The 21,242-nt window shown below is 68.2% G+C and carries 16 protein-coding genes; 7 read left to right on the top strand and 9 right to left on the bottom strand.

The window, feature by feature from the left end:
- Positions 1 to 495: 495 nt before the first annotated feature.
- Complete coding sequence (locus QFZ52_RS14820) at positions 496 to 1,584, bottom strand: alcohol dehydrogenase catalytic domain-containing protein (RefSeq protein ID WP_307498386.1); 1,089 nt, start codon at positions 1,582 to 1,584, stop codon at positions 496 to 498.
- A gap of 82 nt (positions 1,585 to 1,666) precedes the next feature.
- A complete protein-coding gene (locus QFZ52_RS14815; RefSeq protein ID WP_307498385.1) occupies positions 1,667 to 3,124 on the bottom strand; it encodes a purine-cytosine permease family protein in 1,458 nt (485 codons plus the stop codon).
- 197 nt (positions 3,125 to 3,321) lie between these two features.
- Here QFZ52_RS14815 and QFZ52_RS14810 point away from each other — a divergent pair, with 197 nt between their 5' ends.
- The gene (locus tag QFZ52_RS14810) at positions 3,322 to 3,984 is read left to right on the top strand and encodes a TetR/AcrR family transcriptional regulator (protein ID WP_307498384.1); all 663 of its coding nucleotides are present in this window, start codon (positions 3,322 to 3,324) and stop codon (positions 3,982 to 3,984) included.
- On the opposite strand, the gene QFZ52_RS14805 is transcribed toward QFZ52_RS14810, so the two are convergent.
- Entirely contained in the window at positions 3,947 to 4,249 is a 303-nt protein-coding gene (locus QFZ52_RS14805; RefSeq protein WP_373425724.1) for a GNAT family N-acetyltransferase, read from the bottom strand. The genes QFZ52_RS14810 and QFZ52_RS14805 overlap by 38 nt on opposite strands.
- Before the next feature lie 385 nt (positions 4,250 to 4,634).
- Here QFZ52_RS14805 and QFZ52_RS14800 point away from each other — a divergent pair, with 385 nt between their 5' ends.
- From QFZ52_RS14800 to QFZ52_RS14785, 4 genes are all read left to right on the top strand, one after another.
- Complete coding sequence (locus QFZ52_RS14800) at positions 4,635 to 5,792, top strand: SLC13 family permease (RefSeq protein WP_307498382.1); 1,158 nt, start codon at positions 4,635 to 4,637, stop codon at positions 5,790 to 5,792.
- Positions 5,793 to 6,006: 214 nt separating this feature from the next.
- A complete protein-coding gene (locus QFZ52_RS14795; protein WP_307498381.1) occupies positions 6,007 to 7,542 on the top strand; it encodes a hypothetical protein in 1,536 nt (511 codons plus the stop codon).
- A gap of 114 nt (positions 7,543 to 7,656) precedes the next feature.
- Entirely contained in the window at positions 7,657 to 8,121 is a 465-nt protein-coding gene (locus tag QFZ52_RS14790; protein ID WP_307498379.1) for a phage tail protein, read from the top strand.
- Positions 8,122 to 8,203: 82 nt separating this feature from the next.
- The gene (locus tag QFZ52_RS14785) at positions 8,204 to 9,007 is read left to right on the top strand and encodes a DUF998 domain-containing protein (RefSeq protein WP_307498378.1); all 804 of its coding nucleotides are present in this window, start codon (positions 8,204 to 8,206) and stop codon (positions 9,005 to 9,007) included.
- On the opposite strand, the gene QFZ52_RS14780 is transcribed toward QFZ52_RS14785, so the two are convergent.
- The 4 genes from QFZ52_RS14780 to QFZ52_RS16215 all read right to left on the bottom strand — a co-directional run bounded on the left by QFZ52_RS14780 (position 8,989) and on the right by QFZ52_RS16215 (position 15,826).
- Entirely contained in the window at positions 8,989 to 10,326 is a 1,338-nt protein-coding gene (locus tag QFZ52_RS14780; RefSeq protein ID WP_307498376.1) for a hypothetical protein, read from the bottom strand. The genes QFZ52_RS14785 and QFZ52_RS14780 overlap by 19 nt on opposite strands.
- A 196-nt stretch (positions 10,327 to 10,522) precedes the next feature.
- Positions 10,523 to 11,983: a helix-turn-helix transcriptional regulator gene (locus QFZ52_RS14775; protein ID WP_307498375.1), complete on the bottom strand. Its 1,461-nt coding sequence runs from the start codon at positions 11,981 to 11,983 to the stop codon at positions 10,523 to 10,525.
- Positions 11,984 to 12,010: 27 nt separating this feature from the next.
- Complete coding sequence (locus QFZ52_RS14770; protein ID WP_307498373.1) at positions 12,011 to 14,299, bottom strand: excinuclease ABC subunit UvrA; 2,289 nt, start codon at positions 14,297 to 14,299, stop codon at positions 12,011 to 12,013.
- A gap of 81 nt (positions 14,300 to 14,380) precedes the next feature.
- Positions 14,381 to 15,826 (bottom strand): M4 family metallopeptidase, encoded by a 1,446-nt coding sequence (locus tag QFZ52_RS16215; RefSeq protein WP_307498372.1) that lies wholly within the window; start codon positions 15,824 to 15,826, stop codon positions 14,381 to 14,383.
- A gap of 446 nt (positions 15,827 to 16,272) precedes the next feature.
- Here QFZ52_RS16215 and QFZ52_RS14760 point away from each other — a divergent pair, with 446 nt between their 5' ends.
- Both QFZ52_RS14760 and crcB read left to right on the top strand, forming a co-directional pair.
- Positions 16,273 to 16,761, top strand: coding sequence for a fluoride efflux transporter FluC (locus QFZ52_RS14760; RefSeq protein WP_307498371.1), 489 nt, complete (start codon positions 16,273 to 16,275; stop codon positions 16,759 to 16,761).
- Positions 16,758 to 17,126, top strand: coding sequence for a fluoride efflux transporter CrcB (gene crcB, locus QFZ52_RS14755; RefSeq protein WP_307498370.1), 369 nt, complete (start codon positions 16,758 to 16,760; stop codon positions 17,124 to 17,126). The genes QFZ52_RS14760 and crcB overlap by 4 nt, the downstream gene beginning before the upstream one ends.
- 133 nt (positions 17,127 to 17,259) lie before the next feature.
- Here crcB and QFZ52_RS14750 read toward each other — a convergent pair whose 3' ends face one another.
- On the bottom strand, positions 17,260 to 18,741 hold the full coding sequence (locus QFZ52_RS14750; protein ID WP_307498369.1) for a catalase: 1,482 nt from the start codon (positions 18,739 to 18,741) through the stop codon (positions 17,260 to 17,262).
- A 718-nt stretch (positions 18,742 to 19,459) separates the two neighbouring features.
- Entirely contained in the window at positions 19,460 to 20,737 is a 1,278-nt protein-coding gene (locus QFZ52_RS14745; protein ID WP_307498368.1) for a hypothetical protein, read from the bottom strand.
- Positions 20,738 to 21,242 lie beyond the last annotated feature (505 nt).

The raw sequence follows: 21,242 nt of genomic DNA, 5'->3' as shown, positions 1-21,242 counted from the left end.
GCATCGTAATTGAATTGAACGACTGGTCCGACTCTTGAGGTGCTCCTGGCGGCCAGTGCGACTTGAGCGACAGTAGCCCGATCGGCTTTCGGGGTGGCCTGCTGCGTCGCGATCTGGAGAGAATCGGAATTGGCCCCTGCGGCCTGGACAGCAGGGGCTGCCCCGCTCAGGGCACACGCGCTGACTGCGAGGACTGCAAGAAGTTGTCTTAGACGTGATCGCACGCTTACCTCCTGGAAGTGACGAGATCGGCAAACGACCGATCTACTTCCGGTATAAAACCGCGCTGTGGGCATTTTGAAGCATGTGACCCTGTCACGTCTAATAAGAAATTGCGACTTGAGAAATGTTGAGCAATGGGATTCTTTCGAGCTTCACCTTCGGCCGCCGCTCGAGTGGCCTTGCTTGGGTGGCGGAGATATCTGACCGCCGTCGCCTCCGTTGGTGGGAAGCGGGGCGGGTCGCCTGAGGCGTCGGTCCGGTCCATGGAACCCGTCAGGGGGACAGGACCGACCGCAGCCCGGTTCCGGCCGCCAGGTCCTCGAGGGCATCGGCCGCCTCGGAGAGGGGCCGGACGCGGTCGATGAGCCGTTCGAGCGGCAGCAGGCCGGCGAGGTGGAGCCGTGCGAGCCGGGGGATGTCCACCTGCGCCACGCTCGACCCGTAATTGCACCCCAGGATGCTCTTCCCCTGATCCGCCAGGTCGAACGGGTCGATGCTGGCGCGGGCGCCGATGCGGGTCATGCCGACCAGCACGGCGGCACCGCCCGGAGCGAGCAGCCCGGGAAGCGTCTCAATGACCTTCTCGTTCCCGATCGCCTCGAACGCGAAGTCCACGCCTCCGAGCTGTTCCGTGACGAACCCGGTCAGGTCCGTCTCGCGCGGGTCCAGGGTGACCGTGGCCCCCAGCTCCCGGGCCTTGGCGCGTTTCTCCTCGGAGAGGTCCACGGCGATGATCGGGTCCGCACCCGCCAGCCGGAGCCCCATCACCACGGACAGCCCGACGCCGCCGCAGCCGATCACGACGGCGGACGCTCCGGCGGGCACCCGGGCGGTGTTCAGCACGGCGCCCACACCGGTGGTCACCGAGCAGCCGAGGAGGGCGCCCACCGTGAAGGGCAGCCGTTCGTCGACCTTGACCGCGGCCGACTCGGGCACGACGACCGTCGGGGTGAAGGTGCCGAGTCCGAGGTAGGGCCACAGCGGCTCGCCGTCGGCGTCGCGGAAGGCGGTGGTGCCGTCCGGCAGGGTGTTGGAGAGTGCGGTGGTGCCGGTGCACAGCCAGCCGCGGCCGGCGGCGCAGTTGACGCACCGTCCGCACGGGGCGAACCAGGACAGCACCACATGGTCGCCGGGCTGAACGGTGGTGACGCCCGGGCCGGTCTCCTCGACGACGCCGGCGGCCTCGTGCCCCAGGACCAGGGGCTGCTCCGCGGGCCAGTCGCCGTTGACGATGTGCAGATCCGAGTGGCAGACGCCGGTGGCGCGGATGCCGACCCGGACCTGGCCCGGCCCGGGGGACGCCACGGTGAGCGGTTCCCGGGACACTCCGCGTCCGGTGCGGAAGGTGGTGGCTTCGGTCATGGTGATCTCCTGATCGGAAGGCAGCAGCCGGAAAGCTGCAGTCGGCAAGCTGTGATCGGAACGGTGTGGAGGCGGACGCCGCCTACGCGGGACCCTGCCCGGAGAGCTGTTCGTCGCTCCGGCGTCGTTCGCTCTCCTCCGCTGCCAGGTCGAGCGAACGGCCCAGCAGCCAGTACGCCACCGAGGTGACGGCGAGGCCGACAAGCCAGGCGATGTCGACGTCGCCCAGAGCCGAGGCCACCGGGCCCACGAAGCTCCAGCCGCCGATGGTCGGCAGGACCATGAAGGGGATCTCGCTCAGGAGGCCGATGGCGAAGGCGGTGAGCCCGCGCCAGCCCCAGGCGCCGTAGATTCCGTTGGGTGTGAAGAGGTCCGCGATGGCGTAGTGGCCGCGGCGCACCACGAAGAAGTCGACCAGGTTGGTGGCCGTCCACGGGACCAGGATGTAGAGCATCAGGGTCAGCGCGGAGAAGACCGTGGCGACGGATCCGGAGCTGATCGAGGAGGCCACCAGGTACCAGAGCACCGCGAGCCCGAGGACCGTGACCACGCGGGCGGTGGTCTTGGGCTTGATCGGGCGGATCGAGTCGACCGTGGTCAGGACGGTGAGCATGCCGCCGTAGGCGTTCATGCCCATGGTGGCGGTCAGGGCGAGCGCCGAGAGCAGCGCGGCCACGTTCCCGAGCGACGGGAAGATCGTGTTGCCCGCGGTCTGGAGGCCGGCGAGGCCGTCGGTCGCGCCGAGGGCGATCGACAGCCACGCGCCCAGCGAGATCAGCCAGATGGCCGAGGAGGAGGCGCCGAAGAAGACGGCGGCGATCACGGACCGCGCCGGGGTGCTCGTGGGGAGGTACCGCGAGTAGTCGGAGACGTAGGGGGCGTAGGTGATGTTGTACGCGGCGCAGGCCGCGAACTGGGCCATGAACGCGACCCAGGTGAAGCCGTAGTGCGAGGCATCCCAGGACCCGCCGGCGCCGCCGCTGATGACCCCGATGGTCAGGATCGTCATGATGGGCAGCGAGACGTACAGGAGGATGCGGAACGCCTTGTGCAGCCAGTCGTGGCCGAAGATCGCCAGGCCCGCGCCGGCCACCGTCGCGAGAATGGCGATCAGCGTCGGGTTCCAGCCGAAGGAGCTGTTCAGGCCTTCGCTCAGCAGGACCGTGTCCGCCACGTTGAACGCGATGTACGTGAAGAGGGTGGCGAGGAGCGGGACCACGACGCCGCGGTACCCGAATTGCGCCCGCGACTGGATCAGTTGGGGCAGGCCCATGGTGGGGCCCTGGGAGGCGTGGAAGGCCATGAAGACCGTGCCGACGGCGATGCCCAGGACGCTCGCCACGACGGTCCAGCCGAGGGAGAGCCCCATGGACGGGCCGATGAAGCCGATGGGGATGGAGAAGTACTGGAAGTTGCCCAGGAACCACAACGGGCCCTGGTGCCAGAGTTTGCCGTGGCGTTCGCTCTCCGGGACCCAGTCGATGGACCGGGCTTCGATGAGCCGGGCGGGGCTGCCGGTGTCTGAAGGGGTGGTGGTCATGGCGTTCCTTCGAGGGGGAGGGATCCCGGCGAGATGAGGTCCGGGAGAAGGGGGATGACGGCGTATCGGGCGGGGCTGGAAGAGTCGGGTTGTCTGGTATGCAACGAAAGTTTTCACCATGGTATGGCCTGGATCACATTTTAATCAAATGGCATTTGGTTTTAGGCCGTGCAGGCGGGAACTGGAATACTCGGACCATGGCCAGACCCCGCACGCGTCTTCTCTCGCGCGACATCATCCTGGACGCGGCGCTGGAACTGATCGACCGCCACCATGACTTCACCATCCAGGGGATCGGCAAGCACCTGGGCGTGAACCCGTCGTCGCTGTATCACCACCTCAGCGGCGGGCGGGACGAGATCATCAACGCGCTCCGCGAGCGGTTCTACCGGAAGATCAGCCTCGACGCGCTGCGGGACGCGGACCGCCCCTGGCAGGAGCGCGTGGAGCATTGGATCCGCTCGTACCGCGAGGCCGTGGCCCAGTACCCCGCTGCGATCCCGCTCCTGATGGGCCGCATGGTGGATGACCGGCCCACGCTCGCTGTATACGAGACGCTGGTCGCGCTGCTCGCCGAGGCGGGGGTCCCGGCGCGGCAGCGGGTCGCGGTGGTGTCGATGCTCGACGCCGTCGTGTTCGGTTCGGCGGCCGACGCCGTCTCGCCGGACCCCCTCTGGCTCACGTCCCCGCTCTCGCAGCCGGCGCTTCACGAGGCGGTCGCCGCCGCGACGCCGTCCGAACGGGTGGCCGAAGGCCTCACCCTCGCCATTCAGGCGTCCGTCGCCTGGATCGAGGTCCTGGCGGCGAGAGGCGCGGCCGAGGCTAGGCCGTCCGGTTCTCCCGCGCCCGGCGACGCATGAGCGCGCGGCCGGGCACGCCGTCGTACACCGACTCGAAGCCCGCCTGCTCGAAGAGCGCCACCGTCCCGTGGAACAGATCCGAGGACGTCGCCTTGGGCCGGCTGGCGGTGTTCACCGGGTAGCCCTCCACCCAGTCGGCCCCGTGCTCGGCCGCGAAGGCGACCGCCGCGTCCAGCAGTGCGCGGGCCACCCCGCGACGGCGGTGCGTCCGCGCCACCACGAAGCAGCTCACCACCCAGTGCTCGCCGTCCTCGGGCGGGGGCAGCGCGGTCGGCCCGCTGCACGAGCTGCACGTGCTCCACGCGGGGATAACAGCAGCGCGGGGCCACTGCCGCCCAGCCCACCGCCTCGCCGTCGACGAACGCCAGCACCCCCGGCGGCAGGCTGTCCTGAAGGAACTGCCCGTGCAGCAGTTCCTTGCGCTCTTCGCGCGAGTGGCTCTTCCATTCGGCCGGACGGAGTCTGAACCACTGGCACCAGCAGCCCGCCGCGTCCCCGCCGAGGGAGAAGAGGCGTTCCACCTCGTCCCAGGCGGCGGGGGCGGTGCTGAGGCCGTCGGGCCGGGGTGCGCGGGTGTCCACGGTGCTCATGAATCCACTCTGACGTGGGTCGGGTGTCCTGTCGAGAGCCGGGGTCCGTACCATCAGAACGTGCGACTTCTCCTGATCGGCTTCGGTCTCCTTCTCCTCGGCGGCATCGCGGTGCTCACCGGCGTGCTGCCGGCCACCGAGGCGCTCGCGCTGGGCGAGCGCGTGCTGCCGGTGCTGCTGTTCGCGGGAGGGATCACCGTGGTGGCCGAACTCGCCGCCGACGCCGGGGTGTTCCGCGCGGTCTCGGGGCTCCTGGCCCGCCTGGCCCGTGGCCGGACGGTCCTCCTGTGGCTCCTGATCGTGCTGCTGTCCATCCTGTGCACCGCGTTCCTCTCGATCGACACGACGGCCGTGCTCCTGACGCCCGTGGTCGTCCTCCTGGCGTCGCATGCCGGCCTGCGCCCCTTCCCGTTCGCCCTGACCACCGTCTGGCTGGCCAACACGGCGTCGCTGTGGCTGCCGGTGTCCAATCTGAGCAATCTGCTCGCCACCCATCGGCTCGGCGACGGCAGTGCCGGGGGGTTCCTGCAGCTGCTCTGGGCGCCGGCGCTGGTCGCCAGCCTGCTTCCGGCGCTCCTCATCTTCCTGCTGTTCCGGAAGGAACTGCGCGGCACGTTCACCCCCGAGACCGTGAAGCCGCCGGAGGACACGGTGCTCTTCTGGATCTCGGCCGTGGTGACCGCCGTGCTGCTGCCTCTGCTCACGAGCGGTCTGGAGCCGTGGATCCCGGCGTGTGCCGCCGCGGTGGTGCTGCTCGCGGTGTTCGCCGTGCGACGCCGGGCCTCCCTGAGCTGGCGGCTGTTCCCCGGGCCGCTGATCGTGTTCGTCTGCGGCCTCTTCCTGGTGGTGCAGTCCGTGCATTCGCTCGGCGTGACGACGGTCCTGGCCGGTCTCGGCAATCAGGGCTCGGGCCTTCCGCAGCTGCTGGCCATGGCCGGAAGCGGCGCCGTGGGCTCCAACGCCGTCAACAATCTGCCCGCGTATCTGGGCCTGGAGCCGTTCGCGACCTCGCCTCAGCTGCTCGGCAGTCTGCTGATCGGCGTCAACACGGCGCCCCTCGTGACGCCGTGGGCATCCCTGGCCACGCTCCTCTGGCACGACCGCCTCAAGACGGTCGGCGTCAGCGTCAGCTGGGGCGCCTATGTCCGCCTGGGCCTGGTGGCCGCCCCGCTCGTGATGGTCGCCTCGGTCCTGGCCCTCTGGCTCACGCGGGGCTGATACGGGCCGATCCTGCGACATGACAGGTTTGCCTGCTCGCGGCATACTCGGTGAGACTGTGGTGATGCCGCCCGCCGAGGGCCGGTCCGCGGGGAATCCCGCGGCCGTCCGGTGGGCCGCTCGTCGCCGCTCCGTCTGACACGGGGTGGCCGCCGGATCTCCGGCACGCCGGGTAGTTCCGGGCAGGGGGACAAGGAATGAACGGAGCAGGACTGTGACATCGAACGATCCGGCAGCGGACAGCGCTGCCCAGCAGCAGAACGGACAGGCCCGGAACCCGGGCGAGGTGCCCGAGCCTGTTGAGCAGCCTGAGCCGGTGCATCAGCCAGAGCCCGTGGGCCAGCCTGAGCCGGTAGACGGGTTCCGGCCCGAACCGTTCGGTGTCCCGGCTCCGCAGCCGCACGGCGTTCCCACCCAGGCGCCCGCCCTGCCGCCGACGCCGGACCATGCTCCTCGCCCGCCGCGGAAGTCGCGCAAGGGGCTGGTCATCGCGCTCGTGGCGGCGCTCGTCGTCGTGCTCGGCATCGGAGGGGTGGGGCTCTGGGCGCTCGTCCGGGGACCGGGCGGGGGCGCCACGCCCACGGCCGCGGTCACCAATGTCATCGACGGCATCGGGTCACATGACCTGCTCAAGCTGACCTCGATCATGGCTCCCAGCGAGGCCAAGTTCATCAACCAGGTGACCCAGGAGGCTGCGAAGCTGAAGCCCAGCGGCGGCCTGGACACTCTGAAACGCAGCCAGGACGCCTTCCAGAGCCTGAACGTCAAAGAGAACTCCCTGACGTTCTCCGAGGAGAAGATCGCGGACGGGGTGACATTCGTCGAGATCACCAGCGGTCGTCTCGTGATCGACGGCGACGCCGAAAAGATCGCCGAGCTGCAGTCCACGGCGAGTGAAGCCGGCGCGCGGGACCGGGCCAAGGCCACCGGCGCCGATGAGGAGGAGATCAAGCGGGAGCTGGAGCGGCAGAAGGAGAAGTCCCTCGAGCAGCTCAAGCGCATGCTCCCGCTGACGATCGACGTGGATTCCCTGCACCGCCAGCTCGGCCCCGCAACGCAGTTCGGCCTGGTCACCGTCAAGGAGGGGGATTGGTATATCAGCCCCATGATGTCCGGCGCGGAACTGGGCCGTCAGATGCTGGGCCGGCACGGCTCCAAGGCTGACCGTGGATCCCGTGTGGTGGACGCCAAGCGCTTCGACACCCCGGAAGCCGCCGCGAAGGGCATGTTCGACGGGCTGGCGGCGACGCTCACGTCCGGCGCCGCGGACCCGACGCCCTTCGCCGAAACGCTGCCGCTGGCCGAGCGCCGGCTGGTCTCCATCTACGGCGGCTCCCTGATGAACCCGGCCGTTTCGCGCTCGCTGCGTCAGCTCGAGTTCACGGTGCAGGAGGCGGGCGGCGACGCGAAGGTGGACGGCGACGTCGCGCGCATCAACCTGAAGCTCGGCGCCGAGATCAAGAGCCGTAACGGCGCTGGAGGCGCCGCTCTCCAGATTGCCGACAGCTGTGTCTGGATGACACCGCTCGGTGGTTTCGGCGACGCCGAGAAGCGGGGCGGCTGCCTCAAGGACGTCGAACTGCTGCGCAACATCGGGCTGGACACCGCCCCGCTCGTGGCCGTCAAGGAGGGCGGCGGCTGGCTGGCGAGCCCGCTCGGCACCGTGGCCGACTTCAGCGCACGGTTCATGGTCGCGATTGAACCCTGTGTGAAGGACGACCGGTTCGCGGAGAACTGCGTCAAACAGTGATTCCCATACCAGGGGCCCTCCGGCAGTGCCGGAGGGCCCCTGGTGTCTCCCCGCGACGGATCCGTCACTCCGGTTCGCTATGGTTGCTGTAGTCAACCGATCCCAGGAGGTCTCATGTCGTACATCGTGGATTTCGTCAACGTCTCCACCACCGGTCTGGAGTCCTCGCCCGTCGTGGACGCGCTCGCCGGCCTGCGGGCGAATGAGGCCCGGTACTTCAAGAACAAGTACGACCACGTCTTCACCGTCCAGCCCGCCGCTGACGCGCCCGAGGTCCTGGAGCGCGTGAACCGCATCCTGCGGGAGGAACGGGAGATCGTCATCGCCTCCACGCCGCTGGAGGTCTCCTCCTTCGAGGTGGACGGGATCCGCATGGACTACGTCATCTACGAATCGGGCCTGGTCCTCAACGTGATGTACACGCTGGAGGACGGCGGGAAGCGGGCCGTGGGTTTCAAGCTCTCCCAGGGCATGGAGGTCCCGGAGGAGCTGGCGTCCCGCTTCAAGTTCGCCCGCCAGAAGTCGAAGCTGGCCGGGGAGATCCGCGGCTCATACTTCGTGATCAAGGGCGAGTACTGAGCCCCCGGGTTCTGAGCCCTCGAATACTGAGCCCCTGTCCCTGAACGGGCGGGCCGCCGCCCTCGTGGAAGGAAGTCCGGTCGTGTCCTCATCCCAGGCTGCTCCGCCATCCCTGTCCCGTCCCGCCGTGCGCGCCGCCGCGGTCCTGTTCGTCCTGGCCGCGTGCTGGTACTTGTTCTGCGAGACGATCGCCGCGCTCGGCTTCCCCGGCTACGACTACGCGCGGAACTACATCAGTGACCTCGGCGTCCCTGCCGGGGGAGTCTTCGAGGGCCGGGCGATGGAGTCCCGCCTCGCCGAAGTGATGAACGCCGGCTTCATCGGCGAGGGACTGCTGATCACCCTCGCCGTCGTCGCGCTCCTCGCCGCGGATGCCGGCCGACGACGGCGCCGCGGCGCCCTCTTCGCCCTTCTCCTCGTGCACTCCGCCGGCATCGCCGTGGTGGGTCTGGTGCACGGCTCACCGGAGAACGCGGCCAACGGGCTGATGCTGTTCCACGGCCTGGGGGCCGTGGCGGCCATCGGGGCCGGCAATGCCGCGGCACTCGTGGCGGGGACCGGAGACGCGCTCGCGTTCCGGGACCAGCCCGGCGGCGCGCTGTACCGGAGGATCAGCACGGTCCTTGGGCGCGGCGGGTTTCGTGTTCGCCGTGCTCCTGACGACCCACACCTGGCTGCCGGACGGCGTCTGGGAACGGGGGTCGGTCTACACGATCATCGCCTGGGAGCTGGTCACGGGCGTCGCGCTGCTCCGCCGCACCGCGCCCTGACCGCTCCCTGCCCGGCTCGCGAAGGAACAGCTCGTGCCCTTTCCCGCGCCGGGAAGGGGCACCAGCTGTTCTCTCGCGGCGAGTTCAGGAGGCGAGTTCAAGGAGTGAGCCGGTAGAAGACCGAGCCGAGCTGATGGCCGGGTTCGGTGGCGGGGTCCCACGCGACGCCGTCGGGGGTGGCGGGGTTGCCCGGCTGCGAGTTGCTGCTCTGGGGCCAGACGAGCAGCTTCCAGTAGCCCGGCAGGTCGAGGCGGAATGAGCCGAGGGTGGCTCCGAGGTACACGCCGGAGGCGTCGGAGACGTAGTTCGGGACGGTCAGCGCGCGCGGTGCGGGGGTGATGGAGGCGGCGGTGCCGGATTCGTGGACGAACTGGAAGAACACTGAGGTGGTCCGGTCGTTGCCCCGCGCGGGAGTGCGCCCGGAGGTCTTCGCGCCGACGAAGAAGCGGTTGCCGTCGATCAGCCCGTCCGAGCCCGCGTCGATGACGTTGCCCCAGCCGGTCTGGGAATCGGGGCCCGGATATCCCGGCACGCCGGAGGTGATGGTGTCCCAGGCGTTGACGCCGAGGGGCCGGCCGTCGCTGCCGAAGTGGACGTGCTCGAATGGCATGGACAGCGTGGTCACGGTGCCGTCGGGCCAGGTGGCGCGGATCGGCCACGAGTAGGAGCCGAACGGGGCGTTGGGAACGTCTGCGTCGCCCCGGGCTGAGAGGAAGATCCGCTCGAAGTCGTCGTCCAGGCGCTGGGCGTGCACCACGTCGTAGCGCTGGCCGGTCGGGGGAGCGGTCGGACTCAGGGCCGTCCAGCCGGTGCCGGCCTCCGGGTAGAAGAGGTACTCGAGACGCCGGGGGCGCACGCCGCGCGGGACGATCGCCGTGAAATCGGCACGGAACTCGTCGGGGCCGTCGCCGATGGCGTTGGTGCCGCCGAGGAGGGCCATCGAGTACACCGCCTCCACGGTCAGGACCGCCGTCGCCGTGGCGCTGGTCCCCCGGATCTCCGCCGTCACCGACGCGGTCCCGGCAACGGTTCCGGCCCGGAACGGCGGCACGGTGAACGCGCCGTCTCCTCGCCCGACCACGCGTGGCAGGCCCGCGCCGCCCGCGCCGTCCACCCAGGCGAAGCCGGCCGGCAGCGTCACCGCGACGTCCTGCCCGCCGGTCGCCGTCGCCGTCGTGATCACACTCTTCACCAGTGCCCCTGCGACGACGACGCCCGGCACCCCGGTCAGCATGAGCCCGGGAGCCGCGCTCGCGACGGCGGCCGGGGCCGCCACAGCCGCCGCGATCACCGGGACCGACCACGCGGCCGCCCTGACCACCGAGCGCCGCGAGTGCTGCGGCCGCCCGGTGCCGGCCGGAAGATCCAGAGGCTGGATACCCCCGGGACCCGCCTCCGCGGGGGTCCTGTGGTGGCTGTGGAAGTGCTCGGTCATGGGGGCTCCTGGAAATCTCCGGCCCGGCGGCTCGCTGCGGCCGGGACTGCGCAGGGCCTCAGAAGGGCCTGCCTGACCTGGAGAAACTATCCGGGCGGACGTGCGGCGGAGCGGGATCGGAGTGTTTTTCCACCGGGCTTTCCACCTGCTGCGGCCGGTTCCGTGAAGCCCGTCACGCAGGGTGGTGAACGGCGTCTCAGCTTTCGAAGAAGCCGCTGCGCTCCAGAAGTTCCACGGCCTCCTGGCGGGAGTTCACCTGGAGCTTGCGGTAGATGGCGATCGCCTGGGACTTCACGGTGCTCGGGGCGACGTGGAGTTGCTGCGCGATCTGCGGGAGTGGCGTGTCCGACCGTAGCATGGTGGCGACGAGCCGTTCCCGCTCGGACAACGCGGGCAGCACGAGCGCCGGCTCCGCGGTCTGCAGCACGTCGTCGGCCTGCCGGACCAGGAGTGCCGCGTCGGCTGCCAGCTCGGGGGAGTGCTGTGCCAGCCGGGCCGCGAGGTACTCGAGCTCCGGGACCGGTGTGGTCAGCAGGGCCGGGCCTGAAGCCGAGAGCCGGAGGAGCTGCACCGCGTCGCCGAACTCGTGAAGGGCCGTCTGGGTGTTGCCGAGCCGGAAGTTCGCGATGGACCGGCGCAGCAGCACCTGGGGCAGCGTCCAGAGGTTGTGGGCGCTGCGCAGTTGGAGGCAGTCGCTCGTCCCGCTCAGGACGCCCCGGTAGTCCTGAAGCTGCAGCGCCGCCGACGCGCGCAGCGTGCCGGTGCAGAGGAAGTGGTTCTCCGAGGATTCCAGGCCCCGCAGCATGCCCTGCGCGCGAAGGGGATCACCGCGGAGGATGAGGAGGAACGCCTGAAGGGACACGGCGTAGTCGCGGAGGAGCTTCGGCGTGAACGGCTGGCTCTTGCCCATGGCCAGCAATGACGCCTGGGCCATGGCCTCGTGGAGCCGGCCGTGCAGGACATGGCACAGCACGGACACCATGACCACGAGCGACGCGGCGCTCGCGTCGGCCCCCTGCAGCGCTTCGACCCGGGGCAGGAGACGGTCCATCCTTCCCCGGTTCGCCTGCGTGAAGGCGAGGAGGGATTCCGCGATGCCCTCCATGTACTCGGCCCGGCGGGTGTCCCAGCCCTGTTCGCGGGCAAGACTCCGGAGGGCGTTCAGATGGTCCTCCGCCAGAAGATGCTCGCCTCCGAAAGCCGCGGCCGCCGCCAGCAGACCGTGGGCTCGCTGAATCCAGCGGGGATCTCCATGGGCCGCGGCGTAGTCGGCGAGCCGGACGCCGTGCTCCAGGGCGGAGGTGGACAGGCCGGCGGCGAGGGCTGCTTCGGACAGTGCCGCCTCCAGGGCCAGGAAGGCGGGGACGGCGTCCGTGGCGACGGGCGCGACCGCCAGCCGCGATTCCCGCACAGTTTCCGCCAGGTCCAGGGCGGCCGTCAGATCGTTGACGCGGACCTGGGCCATGATCATGGCCGCGCCGATGGTCTGGCGTTCCGCGGCGGAGAAGGCGAAGCGGTCCAGGGACGACGGCTTCACCAGCCGCAGCGTGTCGATCATGAACCGCGGGACCGTGGTGCCCCCGTGCAGGGTCGAACCGATGAGGTGTTCCGTCGCCTGGAGGATCCAGACGCGATGTGAAGACTGTTCCGCGGCCACTGCCGACCTCCTCCTCGCCGGCCGGTCTCAGCGCGCCGAGGCCAGAGCGAGGGCATGGCCGGTCTGCGAGTCGGCGCACTCGAGCAGATCCGCGGGGCGGCCGGCGAACAGCAGGCTTCCCCCGTCCGATCCGGCTCCGGGGCCGATGTCGATGACGTGGTCGGCCTGCGCGACGACCCGGAGATTGTGCTCCACCACTACGAGGGTCGCGCCCGCGTCCACGAGCTCCGCGAACAGATCGTTGATCCGGTCCACATCACTCGGGTGGAGGCCCGTGGTGGGTTCGTCCAGCACGATGCGTTCGGCGCCGAGGTCGCCGGAGGCCTGCAGGTGCCGGGCCAGGAGGAGCCGCTGCTTCTCCCCGCCGGACAGGGTGTCGAGGGACTGCCCCACGGCGAGGTACCCCAGACCCACCCGTTCCAGCCAGGTCATGGCGGAGACGATCGCCGGATGCTCCGAGAAGAGCCGGGCCACGGATGCCGCGGTCATGGTCAGGACGTCGGCGATGGTGTGGCCGCCGATCCGCACGCTCAGCGCTTCGCCGTTGAACCGTGCGCCGCCGCACACGTCGCAGGGCGTGGCGACGTCGTCCAGGAACGCGAGTTCCGTCGTGATGTAGCCCTTGCCCTTGCACGCGGGGCAGGCGCCCTTCGAGTTGAAGCTGAACCAGGCCGGGGCGAGCCCGCCGGCGTCGGCGAACACGTCGCGGACCTCGTCGGCGATGCCGAGGACGCTGAGGGATGTGGAGCGGACCCCGCCGCGGAGCGGGTCCTGGCCCACCACGGTGAACTCCGGATGCTGGCGCGGCAGTTCCGCGGTGGCGAAGGAGCTCTTGCCGGAGCCCGCGACGCCGGTCACCGCGGTGAGGACGCCGAGCGGCACGTCGACGTCGAAGCCGCGCAGATTGTGGGCGGCCGCCTGCCGCACGGTGACGGCGCCTCGTGGCACCCGGGGCGTCTCCTTGAGGTGGAGCGGTCGCGAGATCAGCCGTCCCGTGAGGGTGCCGCTCTCCGCCAGTGCGTCCGGCGTTCCCTCGAACTGGACCGTGCCACCGTCCGGACCGGCGCCGGGGCCGATGTCGATCACGTGATCGGCGACCCGGATCACCTGCGGGTGGTGCTCCACCACGAGCACGGTGTTGCCCTCGTCCCGCAGCCTGTGCAGGAGCCGGTTGAGGCGACGGACATCGGCGGGGTGCAGCCCGGTGGACGGCTCGTCGAAGACATAGGTGACATCGGTGAGGGCGCTGCCCAGGTGGCGCACGATCTTCACGCGCTGGGCCTCCCCGCCGGACAGCGTCGACGACTGGCGGTCCAGGGAGAGGTACCCCAGGCCCACGGACAGCAGCGCGTCGAGTGTGTGGCGGATCCCCACCAGGGCGGGCTCCACCCGCAGGTCGTCCATCTCCTCCAGGAGGGTGCGGAGTTCCGCCACGGACAGGGCGGACCAGTCGGCGATCGAACGGCCGTCGATCAGGCTGTTCCGGGCTGCGGCATTCAGCCGGGCGCCGTGGCAATCGGGACAGGTGCGGCGGGACGTGAGGTGATCCAGTTCTTCGCGCACCGGCGCCGCGATCTTCTCCGGACGGTTCTTGACGTACACGTCGCGCATCCGGGTGACGACGCCGTCGAACCGCGCGGTCTTGGGGAACCGCGGGTCCGGGTCCTCAAGCTTGAGCTGATCGGCGTAGAGGAAGAGATCCATTTCCTCCGGGGTGTACTCGCCGAGCGGCTTCTTCCGGTCGAACAGCCCGCTGTAGGCGAAACGCTTCCAGCGGTAGACGCCGGGCCGGAACTGGCTGAAGCGCACCGGGCCCTCGTCGATGTTCTTCGCGGGATCGATCAGCGCCTCGACGTCGATGTCGACCACCGTGCCCAGCCCTTCGCACCGGGGGCACATGCCGGTGGGGTCGTTGAAGGAGTATGCCGGGGAGTAACCGGCGGAGGGTTCCCCGATGCGGGAGAACACCAGCCGCAGCAAGGGCGCGACGTCGGACGCCGTCGCCACCGTGGACCGTGCGTTGCCGGTGAACCGCCGCTGATCGATGAGGGCTGTGAAGGTGAGGCCTCCCATGGCCTGGACTTCCGGGGCGGGGAGCTGCGGCAGGCGGTTGCGGACGAAGGTCGGGTAGGAGTCGTTGACCAGCCGCTGGGCTTCCGCGGCGATGGTGTCGAGCACCAACGAGGATTTCCCGGATCCCGACACCCCGGTGACCACGGTCAGCGCCTTCTTGGGCACGTCCACACTGACATTCCTCAGGTTGTTCGTGCTCGCACGAGTCACCCGGATGACGCTTTCCCCCTGCACCGCTCCCATGAAGCCATCGTAGGCACGGCTCCGGCTCCTCGCGAGAGAACAGATGGTGCCCCTTCCCGTGCTGGGAAGGGGCACCATCTGTTACTTCGCGGGATGGAGAGGGATCAGATGCCCACCGAGGTGATCGCGTTGTTCACCTGGGTGCAGTCTGCGGTGGTGGTGCCGGCGACGCCGTTGGTGACGTTCGCGGTGCAGGCCTGCTTCAGTGCGCTCTTGAGGGAGGCGTACGTGGCGTTGGACGGCAGCAGGGTCTGCGTGGTCCAGTACAGCTCGGCCGTCTTGTGGACGCCCAGGCCGGTGATGGTCTGACCGTTGAAGGTCGCGCCGTCGGTGATCAGGTAGGCCAGCTTGTTGCCCACGCCGCTGTTGGTGTGGACGCCGCCCTGGTCGTTGTTCTGGTTCGGGTTGGTGCTGGTCGCGTGCCAGTACGTGCCCTTGTAGATCTCCTGGCTGCTGGTAGTTCTTCGGGCTCTTCATGTCACGGATGACGCCCAGCGAGCTGCCCTCGCCCATCTTCCAGCGGTTGGCGGCGGTGTCATCGGCGCTGCCGTTGGTGATGTCGGTGAGTTCGCCGAAGATGTCGGACATGGACTCGTTGATGGCGCCGGACTCGTTCTGGTAGAGCAGTCCGTTGGTCTTGGAGGTCACGCCGTGGGTCAGCTCGTGGCCGGTGACGTCATCGGTGGTGACACCCTCGCCGTAGACCATCGCGCTGATCTCATCGGACCAGAAGGCGTTGGTGTAGGGGCAGGAATCGCCACTGACGCACTGGCGGACGCTGCCGCGGATCGCGGTGCCGACGCCGTCGTTGTAGTTCGCGCCCACTAGCGTGGTCAGGTCACCGGCGTTGGTGTTGGCGGCGTAGAAGGAGCTGGTGTCGCCGAAGAAGTTGTAGACGGCGTTGACGTCGGCCACGGTGGAGGCCGCCTGGCCTTCCTTGCGCTTCAGGACGTTCTTGGTGCCCACGCCGCACTTGAGGTCGTCATAGGTGACGGCGCTGTAGCGGTTGGCGTCACACACGGCGCGGTTGAGCTCGTGGGTGTTGGTGGCGGTGGCCAGGACCGTGGGTGCGCCGGTGGCGGCGACGGTGACGGTGAAGCTGGCGTCCTTGTTGCTCACCACGACCTGGTAAGCGGGCTGACCGACGGTGCCGCCTTCCGGGAAGCCTGCGAGGGCCGGTGCGTACCAGACGGTCTTGGTGACCTTGGCCTTGGAGGCCGGGAGCTTGACCTGGGTGGCGGCGGCTTCCTTGGCGGCCTTCTCACCCTTGGCCAGATCGCGCTGCTGCGGGAACGTGGCGCTCGTGGTGCCGGTGGCCACGGAACCCATGGCCTGGATCAGGGCGCCGTCCTTGTCGAGGGTCTGGGCGACGGAGGAACCCGCCACTTCGTGACCGTCGATCACCTGGACGAAGCGGGAGAGGTGACCGGTGCCGAGCTGCTGGTCCCCGGACTTGCTTGAACTGGGATCCGGGCGCCGAGCCGAAGGACTCCTCCAGCATTCCGCTGACAGTATTGCGATCGACATGATGTGACTTGCTCTTGAAGACGAAGCTCTCGGCCTGGCCTGACTTCGAGGTGAACGCTTGGCTGTCGTCCGGGTTGTTCTGGCCGGCCCAGGCCGTGTTGACGGAAAGGCCGACTGTGGCGAGTGCACCGACAGCGCACATGGTTCCCAGCCTCTTGAGGCCTGACGTGGATCGCACGATGATTCCTCCTGATTTTGATTGGTGTTGCCCCCCGACTGAGAATGCAGGAGAAGTTAACTCGCAGTCAAGAGGTTTTTAAATTTGTCATGAAATGACATCTTCAAAAAATCGGCGTGAACTGAGAGTCCACTTCGCCACTTCCGCGGGATGACGCGGGAAGAGCGGGTCATCGCTCGCCGCGCCGGGCTCCCGGGGAACTTCGCGCTAGCCTTGGAAGGCGGCGTGTGTCGAAGCCGTGTCACACCGTCCGGAGGGAGCTTGACCGATGCGGGAGCCGTCCAGGACCACCGCCCACGGCGCGGTCCCCCCTCTGCATCTGGATCCCCGGGCGATCGGCTGGGTGTTCGGCGGTGGAGTGCTCGGCGCCTACGCGCGGTACGGGCTGTCCGTCGTCGTCCCGGCCCCCGGCGGCTGGCCGTTGGCGACCGTCCTGATCAATGTGCTGGGCGCCTTCCTGCTCGGCCTGCTGCTGGAGTCGCTCATCCGCCGCGGCTCGGACATCGGCTGGGCGCGCCGCATCCGTCTCATGGCCGGCACCGGTTTCCTGGGCGCCTTCACCACGTACAGCACCTTCGCCGTCGACGCCGTCCATCTGCTGCAGGCCGGCCGCCTCGCAGAGGCGTTCGGCTACCTCGCCGCGACGCTCCTGCTCGGGGGCGCCGCCACGGCCCTCGGCATCTGGCTCGCCGCGCTGAGCCACCGGCTGAGGGAAACGCGCCGGGACGGCCGCGCGACGCCGGGAGGCGCGGCATGAGCGCGCTCATCCCGCTCTGGCTGGCCCTCGCAGGAGGGGTGGGCGCCGTCGCGCGATTCATGCTCGACGGCGCGGTGCGGCGCCGCTGGCCCACGGACTTCCCCTTCGCGACCCTGGTCATCAACGTGACCGGGTCCTTCGCCCTGGGCGTGCTGGCCGGGGCTGTGGCGGCCCAGAGGATCGGCCCGGAAGCCCTGCTGATCGCCGGCACCGGGTTCCTCGGCGGGTACACGACCTTCAGCACGGCGAGCCTGGAGACCGTCCGGCTTCTGCACAACCGCGAGCCGTTGCGGGCGGTGCTCTACGGCTTGGGCGGCGCGGCGCTGTGCCTCCTGGCCGCGTGGGCCGGGATCCTGCTCGCCTGACACGGGCCGGGTGATGCTCGCGGTTCCCGGATACCCGGTTCCGGGCACACGAAAGCCCGTCCGAACCGGTGGCTTCACCGGTTCGGACGGGCTTCGTGGTCAGGCCGTCAGAGCCTGCCCAGCGCGCCCGGGATCAGGCGGCGCCGTCGGCCCGCACGCCGGCCTCGATCCGTTCGCCGACCTCCTGGTCGATCTTCTTCCAGTACTCGAAGACGCGGCTGAGGACGGGTTCCACGACCTGGCCGGACACCATGCCGACGACCGTGTCGACGAGGCGGTCCCGCTCGGCGTCGTTCATGACGTCGCGGACCAGGGTGTGGGCCTGACCGAAGTCGTCATCCTCGGCGTGGAGCGTGTACGCGGAACGGACCAGCTCGCCGTCGGCCTCCCAGCCGTTCTCGTCCCGGCCCTGCGTCTCCTGGTACGGACGGCCGTACGAGTTCGGGGCGTAGGCGGGGGCCGCGCCGCTGTGGTGATACTGCATGGCCCCTTCCTTGTCGTAGGAGTTCAGCGGGACGGCCGGGCGGTTGACCGGCAGCTGGTTGAAGTTGGTCCCGAGGCGGTTCCGCTGCGCGTCCGGGTAGGAGAAGGTCCGGGCCAGCAGCATCTTGTCCGGGGAGACGCCGGTGCCGGGCACCAGGTTCGACGGGCTGAACGCGGCCTGCTCGATCTGGGCGAAGTGGTTCACCGGGTTCTGGTTGAGCGTGAAGCGGCCCACCGGGATGCGGGGGTAGTCCTTCTTCGACCACACCTTGGTCAGGTCGAAGGGGTTGAAGCGGTAACTTCGGGCCTCCTCGTACGGCATGATCTGGACCTCGACGCGCCAGGACGGGAACTCGCCGCGGCCGATCGCCTCGAAGAGGTCGCGGCGGTGGGCGTCGGCGTCCTCGCCGGCCAGGGTGGCGGCTTCGTCGTTCGTGAGGAACTCGAGGCCCTGCTCGGTCAGGAAGTGGTACTTGACCCAGAAGCGCTCGCCGGCCTCGTTGACCCACATGTAGGTGTGGGAGGAGTAGCCGTTCATGTGGCGCCAGCTCCGCGGGATGCCGCGGTCGCCCATGAGGTACGAGACCTGGTGCGACGATTCGGGGGAGAGCGTCCAGAAGTCCCACTGCATGTTGACGTCCCGCAGACCGGAGTCCGGCAGGCGCTTCTGGGAGTGGATGAAGTCGGGGAACTTCATCGGATCGCGGACGAAGAAGACCGGCGTGTTGTTGCCGACGATGTCGTAGTTGCCGTCTTCGGTGTAGAACTTCAGCGCGAAACCGCGCACGTCCCGCCAGCTGTCCGGCGAGCCGAGTTCGCCGGCCACCGTGGAGAACCGGGCGAGCATCGGGGTCACGGCGCCCTGTTGGAACAGCTTCGCCTTGGTGTAGGCCGAGACGTCCTCGGTGACCTCGAGCTGCCCGAAGGCCCCGGAGCCCTTCGCGTGGGGGCTGCGCTCCGGGATGCGCTCCCGGTCGAAACGTGCCAGCTTTTCGATGAGTGCGATGTCATGGAGCAGCAGGGGGCCGTCCGGGCCGACGCTGAGCGAGTGGGCGTCGCTGTCGCGACGGGCTCCCGATTCCGTGGTCGACGGCACAGGGGCGTCGAGTTGCGAGTCACTGTCGAATGTCATGTCGTGCTCTCCTTCGGTTGTTCGGGTCAATCCGTTCCCGGGCGAGGTGCACTCGGCGCCGAGGGAGAACCCCGGCCGTCCGGATCCACACGGGACCGGAGCGTGGCGCCATCGCTCTGAGCTGGGATTTCCCTCTCCGGACGTCACCGGATCGCGAGATGCGCCCCGCACGGCCATTCTTCAAGAAACCATCACGAGCGTCAAAGGCATCGGTCGCGCACGGCATGGCGACCGTGCGGGGAACGGGGTTTTGTGCGCTGGCGCCGCAGGAGTTCGGGCGGATGTCCGGTGTCCAGCGTGAAGTGTGGATCATCGCCTGTCAGCTCGCAAGGCGGCATGCCTGAAGCGAGCCGTCCGCCGGGGATAGGGCGAACGATTCGGGCTTCGCCTGCAGGCGCTTGAAAGGCGCGCTGACGAGAGGCAGCTGGCCATTGGCTGTGGGCGAATGGCCGGCGTGCGCTGTGTGCGGCGGACTGGAACGGGTTGATTGAGGCTCATTGTGCTAGCTACATCGACCGCTACCGCGCCGATACGAGGGCCGGGTCGCCTCCCGTGAAGCCGCTGCGATTAACCACCGCGAAGAGGGCCGGAAGACGGCGTCGACCTTGCGGCGGCTCAAGACCGAGCAGCAGATCCGCAACGAAAAGCTGCTACCTCCGCCGCGCAACCGAGAACTGCGAACGCGGATCCTGGCGCCGCGGCTAGGAACGGCCGGTAGTCACTCAGAGGCCTGTGAGCTTCTTCCGGTCTTTCGCCGAAAGCGACTCAACGACTCGGGCCGGGCGAGAAGAGCCAAAAGTTGCAGCCAGGCCAAATCAGCTATGGCCCCGGGAATCCTCCCGTCGTGTGCAGCCAGTAGAGCGCGTTGACGAAGTGTCGGGGTCTTGTCGAAGCCGTGAAGGCTGTTTCTGTACAACAGCAACCACTCTGTGACGGCTTGACGCCGGGGCACATTTTCCTCTTTCCCCCTTGGGCCAGGGAGTCTCACTTCGTCTTCGCCGGCCAGGTTGGCGAGAAAAAAGCCTCGTTCAAGTTCTTCCAATGCCTCTATTGCTTGCTCGGCTCGGGGAAGAAAAACTGGATGAAGCTTTGCTGGCATGCTCTCCTGGATGAGTGCCAAGGTTAATCGCACCTCTGAGAGGCCAGCCACCTTCTTCCAGGTTAGCCCTGGCACCAGGCCCTGTATCCGCACAAGGGCCTGGAACGCCAGACTCAACCGAGCATGCCGGTCCCGAGTGGCAGTTGCGATGGATTGGCAATCACGAAAAACCTGTTCCAGGGTGAGTAGCTTCTCCATGGCCATGGATGGCTCGTAGGTTTCATTTCGCACGTAATTGGCGGGTTCCGTAGCCACAGAAAATAGGGTGTTGAGTTGCTGGATCCACCAGGAGGCAGCCTTTGCCAGTACGGACGACTTGATCGTCGGATCCACGCGGCTTTTGTATCCTCCGTAGCCCGCTGGTGAAAACAACTGAATCTTGTCGAGTGGCAAGCTCGACTGGCCTGACATCGGCGCCCCGAAGAGGATCAGAATCACAGCACCTGGGCGACCAATCGGAAATGCCCAAACCTCCGGGCTGAGGCTGGTGCACATGCAATCGAGGTAGGCGCTCAACCCGAAGGTTGTGTCGCTAAACAAGCCCCGCGCCGATTCGAACAGGAGGTCTTGAGTAGCCCGGCCATGCTCCGTTCGAGCGGGGTCATGCGTATTCAGGAGCGCCCTGGTGACGGAGTAGCGATATCCGAGCGTTTCTGAGACTTCGATCAAGTAGCAGGACGCCTCGGGTGCGGAGTCCAGGAACCATTCCGCAAACGACCTGTGGAGCACCTTGGCGGCTTTCTCCGCGGTGGGAGCCGAACTGATGAGCATTCGCATGCTCATCAGGAGCGCCGTTGGTTCTTGCGGGTAATGCTCCACGAGGCGGCTGTGTGCTTTGGTGGCTGCCTCCCACGACTCTTCCGGCACTAAGCCGTCAAGGTGCTTGAGCCGGTGCATTCTCGAAAAGGCACCGTGCTTATTTGCGTTTCCTGAGTCGGCTAATTTAGTCATCGTCAGGAGCTGTGGACTCCGTCCATGCAGTGCTTCGGCGGTGCGTACGAGGTATGGCCTCTCCGAGTCATCAGTACTTTTCATATGCCATTCACATATGTCCTGAAGCTGCTTTGGGTCTCCTCCTGTCATCCAGGGAGGAACTGTCATGAAGACGGCCGCTGCGATGGGCCTATCCTTGGATCGACTCAAGGTTGTGTCCTATCGTGTTTGCCTGGATGCCTAATTTGCGTGTCGACCTCACAGGGAAATCGATCAGCTAGAGCCCAAGGCCTGGGCCACCAGCTCATCATTGCATCGCTGCTGATGTCGAACGGACCGTTCAGCGGTGCGCCTCGCTGGTACGCGCCGACGTTGTCCTCTCCCCCTTTGGGGTGGGCCTCTGTTGGAGGTTCTGGTTGCAGGACCAGGGGGGCGGGCCCGACCACTGCCGTTGATGAGGCGAAGCCGA

Origin of the sequence: Arthrobacter woluwensis, from assembly GCF_030816155.1 — a bacterium.
GTDB lineage: Bacteria > Actinomycetota > Actinomycetes > Actinomycetales > Micrococcaceae > Arthrobacter_E > Arthrobacter_E woluwensis_A.
This window is presented reverse-complemented; position numbering and strand designations above follow the sequence as displayed.

What these genes read in the sequence shown, in the direction of transcription:
- QFZ52_RS14820 (WP_307498386.1), bottom strand. Translation starts at nt 1,584, where the DNA reads ATGACCGAAGCCACCACCTTCCGCACCGGACGCGGAGTGTCCCGGGAA.
- QFZ52_RS14815 (WP_307498385.1), bottom strand. Translation starts at nt 3,124, where the DNA reads ATGACCACCACCCCTTCAGACACCGGCAGCCCCGCCCGGCTCATCGAA.
- QFZ52_RS14810 (WP_307498384.1), top strand. Translation starts at nt 3,322, where the DNA reads ATGGCCAGACCCCGCACGCGTCTTCTCTCGCGCGACATCATCCTGGAC.
- QFZ52_RS14790 (WP_307498379.1), top strand. Translation starts at nt 7,657, where the DNA reads ATGTCGTACATCGTGGATTTCGTCAACGTCTCCACCACCGGTCTGGAG.
- QFZ52_RS14780 (WP_307498376.1), bottom strand. Translation starts at nt 10,326, where the DNA reads ATGACCGAGCACTTCCACAGCCACCACAGGACCCCCGCGGAGGCGGGT.
- QFZ52_RS14770 (WP_307498373.1), bottom strand. Translation starts at nt 14,299, where the DNA reads ATGGGAGCGGTGCAGGGGGAAAGCGTCATCCGGGTGACTCGTGCGAGC.
- QFZ52_RS16215 (WP_307498372.1), bottom strand. Translation starts at nt 15,826, where the DNA reads ATGTCGATCGCAATACTGTCAGCGGAATGCTGGAGGAGTCCTTCGGCT.
- QFZ52_RS14760 (WP_307498371.1), top strand. Translation starts at nt 16,273, where the DNA reads ATGCGGGAGCCGTCCAGGACCACCGCCCACGGCGCGGTCCCCCCTCTG.
- crcB (WP_307498370.1), top strand. Translation starts at nt 16,758, where the DNA reads ATGAGCGCGCTCATCCCGCTCTGGCTGGCCCTCGCAGGAGGGGTGGGC.
- QFZ52_RS14750 (WP_307498369.1), bottom strand. Translation starts at nt 18,741, where the DNA reads ATGACATTCGACAGTGACTCGCAACTCGACGCCCCTGTGCCGTCGACC.
- QFZ52_RS14745 (WP_307498368.1), bottom strand. Translation starts at nt 20,737, where the DNA reads ATGCACCGGCTCAAGCACCTTGACGGCTTAGTGCCGGAAGAGTCGTGG.